Source organism: Ensifer adhaerens, from assembly GCF_001270265.1.
Classification (GTDB): domain Bacteria; phylum Pseudomonadota; class Alphaproteobacteria; order Rhizobiales; family Rhizobiaceae; genus Ensifer; species Ensifer adhaerens_B.
Genome location: NZ_LGAP01000024.1, coordinates 1 through 17,029, shown reverse-complemented (window position 1 = coordinate 17,029; position 17,029 = coordinate 1). Strand labels below are relative to the sequence as shown.

At 61.6% G+C, this 17,029-nt stretch carries 18 protein-coding genes; 10 read left to right on the top strand and 8 right to left on the bottom strand.

Translation table 11 applies throughout. The features are described from left to right. Positions 1-183 precede the first annotated feature (183 nt). The 3 genes from AC244_RS25630 to AC244_RS25620 all read right to left on the bottom strand — a co-directional run bounded on the left by AC244_RS25630 (position 184) and on the right by AC244_RS25620 (position 1,837). Complete coding sequence (locus tag AC244_RS25630) at positions 184-687, bottom strand: invasion associated locus B family protein (protein WP_025425200.1); 504 nt, start codon at positions 685-687, stop codon at positions 184-186. Between the two features lie 405 nt (positions 688-1,092). Next, entirely contained in the window at positions 1,093-1,470 is a 378-nt protein-coding gene (locus AC244_RS25625; RefSeq protein WP_053251654.1) for a YkvA family protein, read from the bottom strand. A 49-nt stretch (positions 1,471-1,519) separates the two neighbouring features. Next, complete coding sequence (locus tag AC244_RS25620; RefSeq protein WP_025425198.1) at positions 1,520-1,837, bottom strand: 4a-hydroxytetrahydrobiopterin dehydratase; 318 nt, start codon at positions 1,835-1,837, stop codon at positions 1,520-1,522. 191 nt (positions 1,838-2,028) lie between these two features. On the opposite strand from AC244_RS25620, the gene AC244_RS25615 reads away from it, so the two are divergent. Then, positions 2,029-2,505: a low molecular weight protein-tyrosine-phosphatase gene (locus AC244_RS25615; RefSeq protein WP_053251653.1), complete on the top strand. Its 477-nt coding sequence runs from the start codon at positions 2,029-2,031 to the stop codon at positions 2,503-2,505. On the opposite strand, the gene thpR is transcribed toward AC244_RS25615, so the two are convergent. Then, positions 2,442-3,032: an RNA 2',3'-cyclic phosphodiesterase gene (gene thpR / locus AC244_RS25610; RefSeq protein ID WP_053251652.1), complete on the bottom strand. Its 591-nt coding sequence runs from the start codon at positions 3,030-3,032 to the stop codon at positions 2,442-2,444. The two genes, AC244_RS25615 and thpR, sit on opposite strands and share 64 nt — an antisense overlap. Before the next feature lie 114 nt (positions 3,033-3,146). Further along, the gene (locus tag AC244_RS25605) at positions 3,147-3,788 is read right to left on the bottom strand and encodes an arylesterase (RefSeq protein WP_053251651.1); all 642 of its coding nucleotides are present in this window, start codon (positions 3,786-3,788) and stop codon (positions 3,147-3,149) included. Positions 3,789-3,855: 67 nt separating this feature from the next. Between AC244_RS25605 and AC244_RS25600 the strand changes: the two genes are divergently transcribed. From AC244_RS25600 to AC244_RS25585, 4 genes are all read left to right on the top strand, one after another. Further along, the gene (locus AC244_RS25600) at positions 3,856-4,581 is read left to right on the top strand and encodes an ABC transporter ATP-binding protein (protein WP_053251714.1); all 726 of its coding nucleotides are present in this window, start codon (positions 3,856-3,858) and stop codon (positions 4,579-4,581) included. Next, positions 4,578-7,130: an ABC transporter permease gene (locus AC244_RS25595; protein WP_053251650.1), complete on the top strand. Its 2,553-nt coding sequence runs from the start codon at positions 4,578-4,580 to the stop codon at positions 7,128-7,130. Before AC244_RS25600 ends, AC244_RS25595 begins: the two co-directional genes overlap by 4 nt. A 219-nt stretch (positions 7,131-7,349) precedes the next feature. Continuing rightward, positions 7,350-8,087: a Bax inhibitor-1 family protein gene (locus tag AC244_RS25590; RefSeq protein ID WP_053251649.1), complete on the top strand. Its 738-nt coding sequence runs from the start codon at positions 7,350-7,352 to the stop codon at positions 8,085-8,087. 121 nt (positions 8,088-8,208) lie between these two features. Then, a complete protein-coding gene (locus AC244_RS25585) occupies positions 8,209-8,766 on the top strand; it encodes a GNAT family N-acetyltransferase (protein ID WP_053251713.1) in 558 nt (185 codons plus the stop codon). Positions 8,767-9,041: 275 nt separating this feature from the next. Here the strand turns inward: AC244_RS25585 and AC244_RS25580 are convergent, their stop codons facing one another. The 3 genes from AC244_RS25580 to acnA form a co-directional block, all read right to left on the bottom strand. Then, a complete protein-coding gene (locus AC244_RS25580) occupies positions 9,042-9,446 on the bottom strand; it encodes a DUF2794 domain-containing protein (RefSeq protein ID WP_053251712.1) in 405 nt (134 codons plus the stop codon). 415 nt (positions 9,447-9,861) lie between these two features. Then, positions 9,862-10,635, bottom strand: a complete 774-nt coding sequence (locus AC244_RS25575; RefSeq protein ID WP_053251648.1) for a DUF1223 domain-containing protein — start codon at positions 10,633-10,635, stop codon at positions 9,862-9,864. Between the two features lie 183 nt (positions 10,636-10,818). Then, positions 10,819-13,509: an aconitate hydratase AcnA gene (gene acnA / locus AC244_RS25570; protein WP_053251647.1), complete on the bottom strand. Its 2,691-nt coding sequence runs from the start codon at positions 13,507-13,509 to the stop codon at positions 10,819-10,821. 270 nt (positions 13,510-13,779) lie between these two features. On the opposite strand from acnA, the gene ccmA reads away from it, so the two are divergent. From ccmA to AC244_RS25550, 5 genes are all read left to right on the top strand, one after another. Further along, positions 13,780-14,430: a heme ABC exporter ATP-binding protein CcmA gene (gene ccmA / locus AC244_RS25565; protein ID WP_053251646.1), complete on the top strand. Its 651-nt coding sequence runs from the start codon at positions 13,780-13,782 to the stop codon at positions 14,428-14,430. A 39-nt stretch (positions 14,431-14,469) separates the two neighbouring features. Continuing rightward, positions 14,470-15,129, top strand: a complete 660-nt coding sequence (ccmB, locus tag AC244_RS25560) for a heme exporter protein CcmB (RefSeq protein ID WP_053251645.1) — start codon at positions 14,470-14,472, stop codon at positions 15,127-15,129. 177 nt (positions 15,130-15,306) lie between these two features. After that, positions 15,307-16,068 carry a heme ABC transporter permease gene (locus AC244_RS25555; protein WP_053251644.1) on the top strand — a complete coding sequence of 254 codons (762 nt, stop codon included), beginning with the start codon at positions 15,307-15,309 and terminating at the stop codon, positions 16,066-16,068. Between the two features lie 4 nt (positions 16,069-16,072). Continuing rightward, the gene (gene ccmD / locus AC244_RS34890) at positions 16,073-16,249 is read left to right on the top strand and encodes a heme exporter protein CcmD (RefSeq protein WP_202596120.1); all 177 of its coding nucleotides are present in this window, start codon (positions 16,073-16,075) and stop codon (positions 16,247-16,249) included. Then, positions 16,246-16,854 carry a DsbE family thiol:disulfide interchange protein gene (locus AC244_RS25550; protein WP_053251643.1) on the top strand — a complete coding sequence of 203 codons (609 nt, stop codon included), beginning with the start codon at positions 16,246-16,248 and terminating at the stop codon, positions 16,852-16,854. The genes ccmD and AC244_RS25550 overlap by 4 nt, the downstream gene beginning before the upstream one ends. The last annotated feature ends 175 nt before the right edge of the window (positions 16,855-17,029 follow it).

The window sequence follows — 17,029 nt, the reverse complement described above, 5'->3', positions numbered from 1 at the left end:
GTCACGTACAGGCGTCAAGCCTGAATGCATAATTCCTTAAATCGGAATCGATTTAAGGAGAAAATTATGCTGCAGGTTTGAAGCGTTACAGCGTCCTTTGCGCGTCATATTTGACGCGCGGCGCTGTAATGCAAAAAGGCCGGCGTCGGGCGCCGGCCTCCACTTTGCCTCAGAGGCGAAAGCTTACTTGCAGGCTTCGATCTGCTTGAGGGCCGCCGAAATGCCCGACAGCGAATAGGCGTAAGTCGTCGTGGTTCCCTTGCGGGATTTGGCGTTGACCGACATCGCCTTGCCGGTCTTCATCGCGGCAACGAGCGCCGGCTCTTCAGCCGCGTTCTCGACCCAGGCGGAATTGCCCTTGGTGAACATCACGAAGGTGCGGCCGTCGATGACGACGTTGACCTTCGAGTTCTCCTGGAGCGGATAGCCCATCATCGCCTGCGGCTCATAGCTGATGTTCTGGCCGGGGCGCTGGGAAACGAGGAAGAAGATGTCGCCGTGGTCGACGCCGGCCGGGCTCTTTTCCTTCGGAACCGACAGGACATAGCAGACCTTGCCGCCGCCGGAATTGTAGGAATAGGCGCCCCAGGCGTTGAACTGCTGGATGCGCGTCGGAGACTGGGCGGCAGCCATGCTGGCGGTTGCCAGAACGAGTGCGATTGCGGTTGCGATCTTTCTTACAAACATGAGGTCCTGCCGCTTTTCTTGCTTTTCGATCACCCGAAACAGGTCAGACGGGCGACGCGTAGTCATGATTTCATTTGTTGTGACTTAATTCAGGTTACCAAACCGTCAACGAAGGCCAATATCCGCTGGTTTCAGCCCCGAAACGAAGCATTTGTGGCCTTCGCCCCCGCGCCTGTCGACCTGCGATCCGCTCATTTTCGAGCGTTTTGCCGGCGTCAAATATTCAGCGCGTCGGACCGCTCTCCGGATCGATTCCTGCCCCAAGCCATTGCGAACAACACACATCCTGACAAAGCCGTTTCGATGCGTGTCATTCCGAAATGTCTATGCCACAAAGAATCGGGCAAGAGTTTGACTTTTGGGCAGGAATACGGCGGCCATGCGGATGGACCGCACTTTCCGCGGTCACTCCTCGGGATTGTCGGCCAGCGTCTCGTCGGCCTTGAGATAGTGGGCTTCCTTGATCTGCCCGCTGATGGCGGCAAAAGCGGCGGTCAGAACCGCGACGTCATCGGAAAAACCGACGACGGCGAGCACATCGGGAAGGAAGTCGATCGGCAGCACAAAATAGGCGAGCGCCGCCAGCAGGATGCCGCGCGTGCGCGTTGGGGTCTTCGGGTCTATCGCGCAGTAATAGGCGGCGACAAGTTCCCGGCTGAACGGGATCTGGCGGGCGGCGCGGCGAAAGGTCGGCCAGAAGCGTCGCTTGACGCGCTTTTCCCTGCGCTCCTGTTCGGATTCTTCGCCGGGCAGGAGAATTTCACCAATCTTTACGTCGTCCATCGCCTCGTTTCCGATGTTGCAACGCTGCACAATATGGGAAGCGCCTGGTCTATTTCAAATGGTCCGGCATGCGGCCGGCGGCAGCCTTGTCCATTCTGGCGGCCAGCTTGAAGTCCAGTTCGGTGAGGCCGCTGGCGTCGTGCGTCGTCAAGGTCACGTCGACGCGGTTGTAGACGTTGAACCATTCCGGGTGATGGTCGAGCTTTTCGGCGACGATCGCCATCTCGGTCATGAAGCCGAAAGCCTCGACGAAATTCTTGAAGCGAAAGGCCTTCCAGATCGAGGCGCCGTCCTCGGCGCGGACCCACCCTTCCATCTTGTGCAGATGCTCGGCAATTGCCGCTTCGTCGAGTTTCTCCGGCCGCATTCGATCCTCCTTTTTCGCATCGTCTGTATCTGCTGCATAATTCCTTAAATCGGATTCGATTTAAGGATAAAATTATTCAGCAAGTTTAAAGCGTTACAGCGTCCTTTGCGCGTCATAGTTGGCGCGCGGCGCTGTAAGCCGTGCCGCCGCGTATAAGTCGGCCTGCCTCTTATCTCCTTGAAATGGATAGCATGAAACCGGCCCGAATTCTCTTTGTTTGTCTCGGCAACATCTGCCGATCACCGCTTGCTGAAGGCGTACTGCGCGCGCTTGCAGCCCGAAAAGGGCTGGCGTCGATGATCTCCGTCGATTCCGCCGGCACGGGCGCGTGGCATATCGGCGATCCACCCGATCGCCGGTCGATCGAGGTGGCGCGCCGGCACGGCATCGACATTTCAGGCCTTCGCGGGCGCAAGGTCGACAAACCTGATTTCGAGGCCTACGACTTGATCCTCGGCATGGACGGGGAGAATGTCAGGGCGCTTCGTCAGATGGCACCCGCTGAACTGTCAGCCAAAGTGCATCTTTTCATGGCTTACGCGTCGGGCCGGGACCAGGATGTGCCTGATCCCTATTATGACGGTCCCGAAGCGTTCGAGCGCCTCTACCAGATGTTGGAAGCCGGATGTTCGTCGTTGCTCGAAAGGCTCGACGAGCGGGCTTCGTGAAGCGGGAATACCTCTTCGGTGAGATAAGGGCCACCGCCGACGGAATCGCGCGACGACAGCAACACGAAGCGTGACACTGTGAAGAGCGATGCCATGAAGTTGCCGCGACCGGAGAGATACTCGACGACGTCCTCGACGCGGCTGGAGCGCAATCTTGCAAGCGTGACATGCGGCGTGAACTTGCGCGGATCCGCCGGCAGCCGCAGCCTCTGGCAGATACGTTCGATTTCGGCCTGCAGCGCGTACATTTCCGGATGGCTGCTGACCCCGGCCCAGACCGAATGCGGTTTCTTCGAACCGAAGGCGCCGGTGCCGGTCAGCTGCAGCTGGAACTCCGGTCTTTCGATCCGGTCAAGCTTGTCGATGATCTCGTCTGCGGTGCGCCAGTCGACGTCACCAATGAAGCGCAAGGTGATGTGGTAGTTCTCCACATCGATCCAGCGAGCTCCGGGAAGACCTCCGCGCAGCAATGAAAGACTCATCGCAACATTGCGCGGAATTTCGAGGGCGGTGAATAGTCTCGGCATGGCGAGCTCCCCGAATCTCTTGCAGATGTCTCAGCGAATCACGCATCGAGTCTGCAGGCAACTACTATTTGACGCTTGCGAATATTAACACTCTCTTAACTGTGGATGATTTGTTCACTCCGTCTTTGCCAATGTTGCAATGAAACGTTCGACGACCGGCAGCGCTTTCTCGACCATCATGCCGACGCCGTTGCCGTTCGGGTGCATGCCGTCCTCGAGCTTGAGCGCCGCGTCGGTGACCACGCCGTCGAGGAAGAAGGGGTAGAGTTCCAGCCCATATTTCTCTGCGAGTTCCGGATAGATCGGATTGAACCGGGCCGCATAGTCGGCGCCCATGTTCGGCGGCGCCATCATGCCGGCGAGCAGCACGGCGATGCCGCGCTCCTTGAGACGCGCAATCATCGCTTCGATGTTCTTGCGGGTTTCTTCCGGCGGAATGCCGCGCAGCGCGTCGTTGGCGCCGAGCTCGAGGATAACGCCCTTGGTGCCGTCGGGTATCGACCAGTCGATGCGCGCAAGGCCGCCGGAGCTGGTGTCGCCGGAAACACCGGCGTTCGCCACCGCGACGTCGAGACCCTTTTCCTTCAGCGCCTTTTCAAGCCGAGCCGGGAAGGCATCCTCGGGCGGCAGCTGATAACCCGCCATCAGGCTGTCGCCGAAGCCGACGAGACTGATCGTTTCGGCTCGTGCCGTCGCCGATAACGCAATTGTCATTGCGAGCCCCAAGAAAAACCGTTGAAAACCTTTTAATGCCATGGGTCTGTTCCTAAATCGCGGGAGCCGTTTTCTTTTTCTCTTTCCGTTTCATATAGGGTTATTTCGCTTGGCCAGTACCATCATCGAGCTCAAAAATGCCGACCTCACCCTCGGCGAGGCTGCGGCCTCGGTGCATGTGCTGAAAGGCATGAGCCTGACAATCGACGCCGGCGAGTCCGTCGGCATCGTCGGGCCCTCCGGTTCGGGCAAGTCGACATTGCTGATGGTGCTCGCCGGCCTCGAACGGCTCGATCGCGGCGAAATCGTCATCGACGGAACGCCGCTGCATCAGCTGAGCGAGGACCGCGTGGCCGACTTTCGCGGCCGCAACATCGGCATCGTCTTCCAATCCTTCCACCTCATCCCCAACATGACGGCGCTCGAAAACGTTGCTGTGCCGCTCGAACTCGCCAATGTCCGCGACGCCTTCGAGATCGCACGCAAGGAACTCGTCGCCGTCGGCCTCGGCGAGCGGCTCAGCCACTATCCGGGCCAGCTTTCCGGCGGCGAGCAGCAGCGCGTGGCGATTGCACGTGCGCTCGCGCCGTCACCAAAATTGCTGATCGCCGACGAACCGACCGGCAATCTCGACGCCGAGACAGGACGACAGATTGCCGATCTGCTTTTCGCCGAACAGCGTGACCGGGGCATGACACTCGTGCTGGTGACCCACGACGCGGCGCTGGCGGCGCGCTGCTCGCGGCAGGTGCGGGTGCGCTCCGGCGAGATCATCTCCAGCGGCGCGCTCGAACCGACCGTCGAAACGCAGCGCCAGGAAGCGGCATCGGCATGAGCGAGGCCCTCTCGATCCGTCTGCGTCCTCTGCTCGCCCTGCGGCTGGCGCTGCGCGAAATGCGCGGCGGCCTCAAGGGGTTCTACATCTTCCTCGCCTGCATTGCGCTTGGCACGGCGGCGATCGCCGGCGTCAACTCGCTGTCGCAATCCATCACCGCGACGATCGCGTCCCAGGGGCGCGATCTGCTTGCCGGCGACATCCGCTTCGAGCTCAACAATCGGGTAGCGACGTCAGAGGAGCGTGCGTTCCTGGACGGGCTCGGGCCCGTCTCGGTTTCGGCCGGCCTGCGCTCGATGGCGCGTTTGCCCGACGGCTCAAACCAGGCGCTCGTCGAGTTGAAGGCCGTCGATGCGGCCTATCCGCTCTACGGCAAGCTGGAAAGCCAACCGGATCAGCCGCTTGGCAGTCTGCTGGCGCAGCAGGGCGACGTGTTCGGTGCGGTTGCGGCACCGCTGCTGCTCGACCGTCTCGGCATTTCCGTCGGCGACGAAATCCTGCTCGGCAATGCCCGCATCAGGATTGCCGGGACGATCGTGCGCGAACCGGATGCGCTCTCCGACGGTTTTGGCTTCGCGCCGCGCCTGATGGTTTCCGCCGAAGCGCTCGCCGCGTCGGGGCTCGTCCAGACGGGAAGTCTTGTCGAGCACGGCTACAAGGTGAAGATCGCCGATCCGACCCGGGTCACGGCTGTCCGCGGCGACGCCGAGACACGCTTTCCTTCGGCCGGCTGGTCGATCCGCACCAGTTCCAATGCTGCCCCATCGCTGACGGCCAACATCACCCGCTTCTCGCAGTTCCTGACGCTCGTCGGGCTCACGGCCCTGATCGTCGGCGGCGTCGGCGTCGCCAACGCCGTCCGCGCCTATCTCGACCAGAAGCGCAGCGTGATTGCCACCTTCAAGTGCCTCGGCGCGCCCGCCTCGCTGGTGGCGATGATCTATCTCGCGCAGATCCTCCTGATTGCGCTGATCGGCATCGGCATTGGGCTTGTGCTCGGTGCGCTCATCCCCTTCGTCGCCGCACAGTTTCTTGCCGACCTGCTGCCCATTTCTACCGAGTTCCGGCTCTATCCGGATGCGCTCGGCATCGCGGCACTCTTTGGCGTGCTGACGGCGCTGGCCTTTGCCATTCTTCCCCTCGGCCGGGCCCGCGGCATTCCGGCAACGGCGCTCTTTCGCCAGCAGGGATTCGACCCGACCGGTTTTCCGGCATGGCCCTACCTGGTCGGCGCGCTCGCCTGCTTGATCGCGCTTGCCGGGCTTGCGATCTGGACCGCCTATGACCGCTACATCTCGCTGGTCTTCCTTGGGGCGATCGCCTTTGCCTTCATCGTTCTGCGCCTCGTGTCGCTGCTGATCTCGTGGCTGGCGCGCCGCAGTCCGCGCGTCAACTCGCCGGCGCTGCGGCTGGCGATCGGCAACATCCATCGGCCAGGAGCGCTGACGCCTTCGGTGGTGCTGTCGCTCGGCCTCGGCCTTGCGCTTCTCGTCACGCTCGCGCTGATCGACGGCAATCTGCGGCGCGAACTCACCGGCGATATGGCCGAGCGAGCACCCAATTTCTTCTTCGTCGATATCCAGGGAAGCGAAATCGAGGGGTTCCGCACGCTGCTCAACGGAACGATGCCTGATGGCAAGGTCATCGAGGTGCCGATGCTGCGCGGCCGCATCGTCGCCTTCAACGGCGAGGACGTGAACAGCCGCAACGTGCCGCCAGGCGGTCAATGGGTGCTGCGCGGCGACCGCGGCATCACCTATGCCAAGAACAAGCCTGAGAATTCGACGCTTGCCGAGGGCAGCTGGTGGGCGCCTGACCATAGCGGCGAGCCGCTGGTGTCGTTCTCGGCGGAAGAGGCGCGCGAACTCGGATTGAAGATCGGCGACATGGTGACCGTCAACGTGCTTGGCCGCAACATCACCGCCAAGATCACCAATTTCCGCAATGTCGAATGGGAATCGCTGTCGATCAACTTCGTGATGGTGTTCTCGCCCAACACCTTTGCCGGCGCGCCGCATGCCTGGCTGGCAACGGTGATCGATCCCGGTGCGACGCCCGACGAGGAGGCGACGGTGCTGAGGGCCGTCACCAACGCCTATCCAACGATCACGAGCGTGCGGGTAAAGGATGCTCTCGACATTGTGAACGGGCTTCTCGGACAACTGGCAACGGCGATCCGTGCCGCTGCCGCCGTCGCGCTTGTCGCCTCCGTCCTGGTGCTGGCCGGCGCGCTTGCCGCGGGCAATCGGGCGCGCATCCACGATGCGGTGGTGCTGAAGACGCTGGGTGCCACGCGCGCCACGCTGATCCGCGCCTTCAGCTACGAATACATCATCCTTGGCCTTGCAACCGCGGTCTTTGCGCTGTTTGCCGGCGGTGTCTCCGCCTGGTTCGTCGTCAGCCGCATCATGAAGCTGCCGTCGAATTTCCTGCCGGATGTGGCTGTCGCCACGGTCGTCGTCGCACTGGTGATGACGGTCGGCATCGGGCTTGCGGGAACCTGGCGTGTGCTGGGTCAGAAGGCGGCGCCGGTTCTGCGGGAGCTTTGAGTGGACGAGTTAACCGTAAATCTCTGTCATACAAGGCCATAAACGCTCAGGCTGTGCCGAAACAGGCGCCGAAAGGTCTTGTACGCAAGGGCTTTCGGCATCATATTTATCCACAGGCATGCTGGAGCCCCGCAGCGGCGCCTGGGCATGGGATGATGGCCGATTGGTCAGGTCATCCGCCCGACACCGTAAGTTCAACCGGGGCTTAATGAGGAAACAATGGCTGATCTGAGAAACTACCAAACCCGAATGTCGCCCGCCGGCGCTCAGGCGGGTGCCGTGATCGATGAAGGCCTTCGCGCGTATATGCTGAAGGTCTACAACCTGATGGCCCTCGGCCTGGCGATTACCGGCGTGGCAGCTTACGGAACATTCGCGCTTGCCGTCTCCAATCCGGCATTCGCCCAACTTCTCTATGGGTCGCCCCTGAAATGGGTCGTCATGCTCGCTCCGCTGGGTCTCGTGTTCTTCATGAGCTTCCGCATCAATAGCATGAGCGTTTCTGCTGCGCAGATGACGTTCTGGGTCTATGCGGCGCTGATGGGCGTTTCGCTGTCGTCGATCTTCCTGGTCTTCACCGGCCAGAGCATCGTGCAGACGTTCTTCGTCACTGCCGCCTCGTTCGGCGCGCTGTCGCTCTACGGCTACACGACGAAGAAGGACCTGTCCGGCATGGGCTCGTTCCTGATCATGGGTCTGTTCGGCGTCATCATCGCGTCGATCGTCAACATCTTCCTCGCCTCTTCGGCGCTCGGCTTCGCGATCTCGGTGATCGGCGTGCTGATCTTCGCAGGCCTTACCGCCTACGACACGCAGAAGATCAAGGAAATGTACTACGATGCCGATGACAGCACCGTGGCCGGCCGCAAGGCGATCATGGGTGCCCTGACGCTCTACCTCGACTTCATCAACCTGTTCATGTTCATGCTGCAGTTCCTGGGCAACCGGAACAACTAAGCCTGAAGAGATTGACGGAAAAGGCGGCTTCGGCCGCCTTTTTTGTTGCCCGGAAAAGAGCTTGATCCACGGGTGCGATCCATGTGACTGAATGGAAAAATCCAACCGTCAAGATCCGTCCATGTCCCTGACCTTGCGCGACACCACCGTCTCCGATCTGCCCGCCATCGCCGAAATCTACCGCGAATCCGTTCTGAACGGCGTCGCGACCTACGAGATCGTGCCTCCGTCGGAGGCGGAGATGGCAACACGCTTCTCCACCATCATTGGCCATGGTTATCCCTACATCGTCGCCATCGACGAGGCGGGCACGATCGTCGGCTACGCCTATGCCTCCGCCTTTCGCACGCGCACGGCCTACCGCTTCCTGGTCGAGGATTCGATCTACCTCGCGCCATCGGCGCGCGGGAGGGGGGCAGGAAGGATGTTGCTGGTCGAACTGGTCGAGCGCTGCACCGCGCTTGGGTTTCGCCAAATGGTGGCGGTCATCGGTGGTGCCCACCCGGCATCGATCGCGGTCCATCGCTCGGTCGGCTTCGTACACCAGGGGCTGATGAAGGCGACAGGCTTCAAGCATGGACGGTGGCTCGATACCGCGATCATGCAGCTTGCGCTGGGCGATGGAGTGAAGAGCGATCCGCCCGAGGGCGTTTACCCGGATACGCTTTATCAAGCCTGAGGACGGGGCTTAGAGCATTTCCAGGAAAAGTGCGAAGCGGTTTTCCGTCAGGAAATGCGTAAAAACAAGGAGCTAGAGCGTTTCCGTGACACCTTCGAAGGAAGAGACGCGCTAGATCATTTCATTGTTTCATTGAAACAGTGAAATGATCTAACTCTTTGAAACTACGCAATTCCGGGCGGAAGACCGTTTCACACTTTTCCTGGAATTGCTCTAGCGCAGCCACCCGGCCCGCGAGCCCGGGATAGGACCTCCGATCGACCTCGAACCGGCTCTCAGGTTTCGACCAGCTTGAGCGCCTTGTCGAAGACCTTCAGCACGTGCCCGAGCTCGTGTCCGCGTTTCAGGATCGTGCCGTGAATGTTGAGCACGCTGTAGGCGCCCTGCTTGGCCGCCAGTTTCGGGTTTTTCTCGATGCGGTAGAGTGGCATCTCGCCCGATCGCTTGAAAACGGAGAAGACGGCCCGGTCCTTCAGGTGGTCGATGGCGTAGTCTCGCCATTCGCCTTCGCCGACCATGCGGCCGTAGATCCACAGGATCTGGTCGAGTTCGCGACGGTGAAAGGTGATGGGGGGGGAATTCCGGGCGTTCTTGTATTCGTGAAGATCGACGACCACTTCGGAAGTGGTCGGGCGCTGATGTCGCGCCTCGCCTCGCGGCAAATCCGGCTCATCGGTCATCGGCAATCCGGCCTTCTGTTGTGACAGAACGATAACAGTTTGCCTGACACGAGCCGAAAAGCAAGCCGGAACCAGCCGGAAGCCGTTGGGTGCAGACGGCATTTCTTGCCTCTGCCCCATTTCAGTCAAATCGCCGCCCCAATTCACCGCAAAACTCGCGAGCGCTGACGGACAGAGTCGTTGCCACCGTATGTCCGATCAGATCGTCATGCTGCGTGACCTTCAACGAACGCAGTCATGGCCGGTTCGGTCCGGTAACTTCGAACCCTCAGCCCCAGCCCCTCGATGCTGCCGGGCCGAACCACCCCTTACCGCCTCGCGCGCCGCATGTGACGTGCTGAGGACGCTGTGGCACTTCAAACCTGCTGCGTGTGTCTCCTCAAAACGATGCCGATCTAAGGAATTCTGCAGCCGCTCACAGTTTGCCCTGCGGGCCGGCGAGCACGGCCGTGGCGCCGATGATCGCGCCCGGGGTTTCGGCATCCTTCATCGACTGCAATAGCACCGCGCAGCCGCTTTTGCCACGCTGCTCCGTCAGCACCGTCGCAGGAAGGGTGAAGGTCGCGGGCTTGCCATCCCACATACCGATGGTCTGGATGTCGCGCACGGCGTGCCAATAGGAAATTTTCTTACCGCTGTTTTCGCCCTTCTGGACGTCGACCACCTTCGCCCGGTCGAAATAGACGACGACGACGTTGGCCTTGCCGTCACCCGCGCCGACCTTGATCGAGATCTCGTCGCCGTTGATCTTCGCCTCGACCGGAACGGCAAGCCCCTTGCCGGCGGCCTTCATGATGTCGAGCCGGGATTTGATCGCCTGCAGATTGGCGCCGTTGACATGATCGCGGCCGTTGAGGATCGCCTGCGGCGTATAAACGCCGCTGCGACCGAGCATCCGCGCATAGGCATATTGCCGGTCGGTGTTCTCGCTTGAGGCGAGTGTGTCCTTCCAGCCGAGATAATTCCAATAATCGACATGATAGGACAGCGCCACCACGTCGCCATCATCCACCAGCTTCTTCAGTGCGGCATCGGCCGGTGGGCAGGAGGAACAGCCCTGGCTGGTGAAGAGTTCGACGACGCCCTTGATAACCTTCCCGTCCTCAGCCATCGCCGGAACCGACGCTGCGGCAAAAAGCCCGAAAGCCATTGCAACAGGGCGGAGAAAATATCTGTCTGCGAATGTCATGGCGTCACTTCATTGCCGGCCGACAGGCCACCTTCACGGGGAAGTCCATTACATACGACGCCGATGCTTCAACGGGAAGTCACGTTGGAGTGAGGATCCGGGCGAGCAACCTATACGGATCGTGAAAGGGCCGGGACACCTTGCGGTATCCCGGCCCTTCAATGGTTCAGACAACCAGAACGATCAGGCGGCGAGGTCGCGCAGAACCGTCTGCAGGATGCCGCCGTTGTTGACGTAGGTCACTTCGTCGAGTGTGTCGATGCGGCAGACGAGCGGAACGTCCTTCACGCTGCCGTCGCCATAGATGATCCTGGCGACGCGCTTTTCGCGCGGCTGGACATTGGCGAGGTTGTTGATGGTGACGATCTCATCGCCCTTGAGGCCGAGCGATTCCCAGGTCGTGCCCTGTTCGAAGACGAACGGGATGACGCCCATGCCGACCAGGTTCGAGCGGTGGATGCGCTCGAAGGACTGGGCGATCACGGCCTTGACGCCGAGAAGGTTCGTGCCTTTTGCAGCCCAGTCGCGCGACGAGCCGTTGCCGTATTCGACGCCGGCGAAGATGACGAGCGGAACGCCCTCTTCCTTGTACTGCATGGCGGCGTCGTAGATCGACATCTCTTCCTTCGACGGATAGTGGATGGTGTAGCCACCTTCCTTGCCGTTCGGGCCGAGCATGTGGTTGCGGATGCGGATGTTGGCAAAGGTGCCGCGCATCATCACCTCATGGTTGCCACGACGCGTACCGTACTGGTTGAAGTCGGCGACGCCGACGCCATGACCGATGAGGTACGAACCGGCCGGCGAAGCAGCCTTGATCGAACCGGCCGGCGAGATGTGGTCGGTGGTGATCTTGTCGCCGAACAGGCCGAGGACGCGCGCACCGTTGATGTCGGAGATGCCCGAGCCGGACTTGCCCATGCCCACGAAGTAAGGCGGGTTCTGCACGTAGGTCGAACCGTCGTCCCAGGCGTAGGTCTGGCCCGGAGGAACCTGAACGGCCTGCCAGTTTTCGTCGCCCTTGAACACGTCGGCATACTTGGTCGCGTAGAGTTCGCGGGTGACGTACTTGAAGATGAACTCCTGGATCTCCTTGGAGGTCGGCCAGATGTCCTTGAGGAAGACCGGGTTGCCGTTCTGGTCCTCACCGAGCGGCTCGTTGGTCAGATCCTTCTGGACCGTACCGGCAAGCGCGTAGGCGACGACGAGCGGCGGCGAGGCGAGGTAGTTCGCCTGAACGTCCGGCGAGATACGGCCTTCGAAGTTGCGGTTGCCGGAGAGAACGCCGGCGGCAATCAGGCCCTTGTCGTTGATCGTCTTGGAGATCGGGGCCGGCAGCGGACCGGAGTTGCCGATGCAGGTGGTGCAGCCGAAGCCGACGAGGTTGAAGCCGAGCGCGTCGAGGTCCTTCTGCAGGCCCGACTTGGCGAGGTATTCGCCGACGACCTGAGATCCCGGTGCCAGCGAGGTCTTGACCCACGGTTTGGACTTCAGGCCCTTGGCAACGGCGTTGCGGGCGAGAAGGCCGGCGGCGATCAGAACCGACGGGTTGGACGTGTTGGTGCACGACGTGATCGCAGCGATGGCAACGTCGCCATGGCCGAGATCGAAGTCGGTGCCTTCGACGGCGTAACGGTTCGAAAGCTGGCCCGGCTTCTTGTAGTCGCCTTCGAGCGCGGTGGCGAAACCGGACGCGATGCTTTCCAGCGGAATGCGGCCTTCCGGACGCTTCGGGCCGGCCATGGCTGGCACGACGTCGCCGAGGTCGAGTTCCAGCGTGTCGGTGAACACCAGCTCGGAGCCGTCACCGTCGCGCCACATGCCTTGAGCCTTGGAGTAGGCTTCGACGAGCGCGATGCGCTGCTCTTCGCGGCCCGACATGGTGAGGTAGTTGATGGTTTCGCTGTCGACCGGGAAGAAGCCGCAGGTCGCGCCGTATTCCGGACCCATGTTGCCGATGGTGGCGCGGTCGGCGAGCGTCATGTTGTCGAGGCCGGGGCCGAAGAATTCGACGAACTTCGAAACCACACCCTTCTTGCGCAGCATCTGCACGACCATCAGCACGAGGTCGGTGGCGGTGACGCCTTCCTTGAGCTTGCCGGTCAGCTTGAAGCCGATGACCTCGGGCAGCAGCATGGAAACCGGCTGGCCGAGCATGGCGGCTTCAGCCTCGATGCCGCCGACGCCCCAGCCGAGAACGCCAAGGCCGTTGATCATCGTGGTGTGGCTGTCGGTGCCGACGCAGGTGTCCGGGTAGGCGGTGATTTCGCCGTCTTCTTCACGGGTCCAGACAGTCTGGCCCAGATATTCCAGATTGACCTGGTGACAGATGCCGGTGCCGGGCGGCACGACGCGGAAGTTCTTGAACGCCTGCTGGCCCCACTTCAGGAAGCGGTAGCGCTCGCCGTTGCGCTGGTATTCCAGCTCGACGTTGCGGGCAAAAGCGTTCGGGGTGCCGAATTCGTCGACGATAACCGAGTGGTCGATGACGAGGTCGACGGGCACGAGCGGGTTGATCTTCTCCGGATCGCCGCCGAGCGAGACCATGGCGTCACGCATGGCTGCGAGGTCGACGACGGCAGGAACGCCGGTGAAGTCCTGCATCAGGACGCGGGCCGGGCGGTAGGCGATTTCGTTTTCCGCGGTGCCCTTGTCGTTCAGCCAGGCTGCGACGTTCTCGATGTCCTTCTTGGTGACGGAGCGACCGTCTTCGTTACGCAGCAGGTTTTCGAGCAGCACCTTCATCGAGTAGGGAAGCTTCGAAACGCCGGCGAGACCGTTCGCCTCAGCCTTGGGCAGGCTGTAATAGACGTAGTCGACACCGTTGACGGTGAGCGTGGAGCGACAATTGAAACTGTCTAGGGACTTGGACACTGGATAATACCCCGTTCCGTCTGATCGCCAAAAACTGACGTACGAACGCCCGAGCGCAATGAAGCGCGAATTGGGATGCGGGTGCGGCCATTTCCGCTGTCCGTACGTGGAAATTCATTCCATGTTCGGCGCTAGGATGAAATTCACGCCGACCGCTGGCGTGTTGGCCGCCTTATAGATAATTTCTCCAAATCGTGCCAGACCAACCAAGGTCCAATCGGGACTTTTTTTTGCCCTGCGGCAAAGAGCGTAAAGGGAAGCTGAAAATTCATGCGCCTGCTGGCTGAAGGTCTGAGTGCGAGGCGAGGCGAGGATCTGATTTTTAACGATATTTCCTTTGCTCTTAGTGCCGGAGAAGCCCTTGTGGTCACGGGTCCGAACGGCTCGGGAAAGTCGACTTTGCTGCGTGTTCTGGCCGGTCTTCTCATCGCAGAATCCGGGAGTCTCAAACTTGAGAATGGCCCTCCCGAAATGCGCCATCCATCGGAGATCAGCCATTATCTCGGCCATCGGAACGCGATGAAGCGCGAGCTGACCGTCGCGGAAAATCTTTCCTTCTGGAAGGATTTCATGGGTGATTCGCAGGGCGGCGCGGGCAAGGGCCTTGCCGAAGCCGTCGAGGCCGTCGGCCTTCCCGGCATCGCGCACCTGCCTTTCGGCTATCTGTCGGCCGGCCAGCAGCGCCGCATGGCGATGGCCAAGCTGCTTGTCGCCTACCGTCCGATCTGGATCCTCGACGAGCCGACGGCCGCGCTCGACGCCGGCGCCGACAAGCTGTTTGCCGGATTGGTCAATGCGCATCTCGATCGCGGCGGCATCGTCGTCGCGGCGACGCACCAGCCGCTCGGGCTCGAGCGCACGAGGGAATTGCGGATGACCGGTTTTGCCGGCGTCGGCGGAGGCATGTGGCATGACGCGTGACAAGGCGACCGGTGGCAAAGAGATGAAGGGACGCCGCAAGTGATCGCGCTCTTCTTCCGCGACCTGAAGCTTTCCATCCGCGCCGGCGGTGGCGCGATGATCGGCGTCTTGTTCTTCATGACGGTCGTTGCCGTCATTCCCTTCGGGGTCGGCCCTGACCTCAACCTGCTCGCGCGGATCGGCCCGGCGATCCTTTGGATCGGGGCCCTGCTCGCATCGCTGCTCGGCCTCGACCGGTTGTTTCAGGCGGAGCGCGAAGACGGATCGCTCGATCTGATGCTGATGCAGGAAACGCCGCTGCTCGTCACCGTTTTCGTCAAATGTGCCGCCCATTGGGCTGCCACCGGCCTGCCGCTGGTGATCGCCGCGCCTCTGCTCGGGCTGTTCATGAACATGGACGAGCTTGCGATCGGCGCCACCATGCTGACGCTTCTTGTCGGGACGCCGGCAATCACCTTGATCGGTGCGGTTGGTGCTGCCGTCGCGGTGTCGTTGCCGCGCGGCGGTCTGCTGGTATCGATCCTGGTGCTGCCGCTTGCCATTCCGGTGCTGATCTTCGGCGTCAGCGCCGTTTACGCGGCGATCGAGGATCCCGCTCCGTTTCTGCCGCCCTTGATGATCCTGATGGCGATCACCCTGTTTTTCGCCGTCATCGGGCCTGTTGCCGCCGCCGCGGCGCTTCGTCATGCGTCCGACTGACGCGGATCAAGCAGCATAAGGATAAAGTGTTTGCGGTTTTCCGCCCATATCCCGCTCTAACCTATTAAAATCGATCACGTTTGTGACTGTTCGGTTGGCTCTGCTCAAAAATCATCGTGATCGTGTGATTGACGGGGATCAATTGCAGCAAAGGGCCTTAAGCGTTAAAGAGCCATCATGAGCGAAAACAGCCTGGCTATCCGCAAATTCAGCGATCTCGCCAACCCGACGCGGTTTCTGGCGCTGGCCGATCGCGTCCTGCCGTGGTTTGCGGCGCTGACGGCGCTTTTCTTCGTCGTCGGCCTCTGGCTGTCGTTCACGACGGAAGGCGATTACCAGCAGGGCGAGACGGTGCGCATCATGTATGTGCACGTGCCGGCGGCCTGGCTGTCGATGATGTGTTACTCGGTCATGGCGCTCGCAGCCCTTGGCACGCTCGTCTGGCGGCATCCGCTTGCCGACGTGTCGTCGCGGGCCGCCGCCCCGATCGGCGCCTGTTTCACCTTTCTGGCGCTCGTCACCGGCTCGCTCTGGGGCAAACCGATGTGGGGCGCCTGGTGGGTGTGGGACGCGCGGCTGACATCGGTCTTCGTGCTGTTTCTGATGTATCTCGGGCTGATGGCGCTCAACCGCGCCATGGACGACCCGGCGCGTTCGTCGCGCGTCTCGGCCGTGTTGGTGCTGGTCGGCTTCGTCAACATTCCGATCATAAAATTTTCGGTCGAATGGTGGAACACGCTGCACCAGCCGGCCAGTGTGCTCAGGCTCGACGGCCCGACGATCGACCCGGAATTCCTCCGGCCGCTCGTCGTCATGGCGATCGCCTTCACGCTTCTGTTCTTCACGCTGCATATTGCCGCCATGCGCAACGAGATCTGGCGCCGGCGCGTGACGTCGCTTCGCCGTCTGGCGGCCCGCAGTGCCGGTCGGGAGGCCTGATGCCATGATGAGCCATGCAGCCTATGTTTTTGCCAGTTACGGGATCGCGACGCTGACTGTCGTCGGCCTCTGTCTCTGGGTGATCGCCGACGGACGGGCGCGCCAGCGTGAGCTGCGCGAACTCGAAGCGTCGGGCGTGCGCCGGCGCTCGGCGGAAGCAACAACCGGAGAGCCCAGATGACCAGCACCCCCGCACCCGGTGGCGAGGAACGCAAGCCGGGAGCGCTGCGCGTCGGTCTTGCCCTTCTGCCGCTCGCGATCTTCGCGGCCCTGGCCGCCATCTTCTGGAGCCAGCTCAATTCCGGCAAGGATGTCAGCGAAATCCCCTCGGCGCTGATCGGCACCAAGGCGCCGACGCTCGACATGCCGCCGCTTGAGGGCGCGACCCGAAACGGCCAACCGATGCCGGCGCTGACCGACGCTGCCATCAAGGGCAAGCTGACGCTGGTCAACGTCTGGGCCTCCTGGTGCGTGCCATGCCGGCAGGAGCATCCGTTCATTCTCGAACTGTCGAAGGACGAGCGGCTGACCGTCGTCGGCATCAACTACAAGGACCAGAACGAAAACGCGCTCCGGTTCTTGGGCGAGCTTGGCAATCCCTTTGCCGCCGTCGGTGTCGATCCGCGCGGCAAGGCGGCGATCGATTGGGGTGTCTACGGAATCCCTGAATCCTATCTCGTCGGTGCCGACGGCACGATCCTCTATAAACGCGTCGGACCGTTCGACGAGGACAGCGTAAAGAATGGATTGATGCCGGCCATCGAGAAGGCTGCCGCCGGTTCTTGAGCGCCTTCCGTGCTGTTGTCAGCAACCCGCCCCTCATCCGGCCTGCCGGCCACCTTTGTAACTTCCCTATCACCGCATTCGCAGGTGTAATGGACGATGCGGTAGCGGGCGAAAGACCGAAGCACCTTTGGGACAGCAAGCCCGTGGGAGAGCTTGGGTCCTCGCCCGCCGTTCC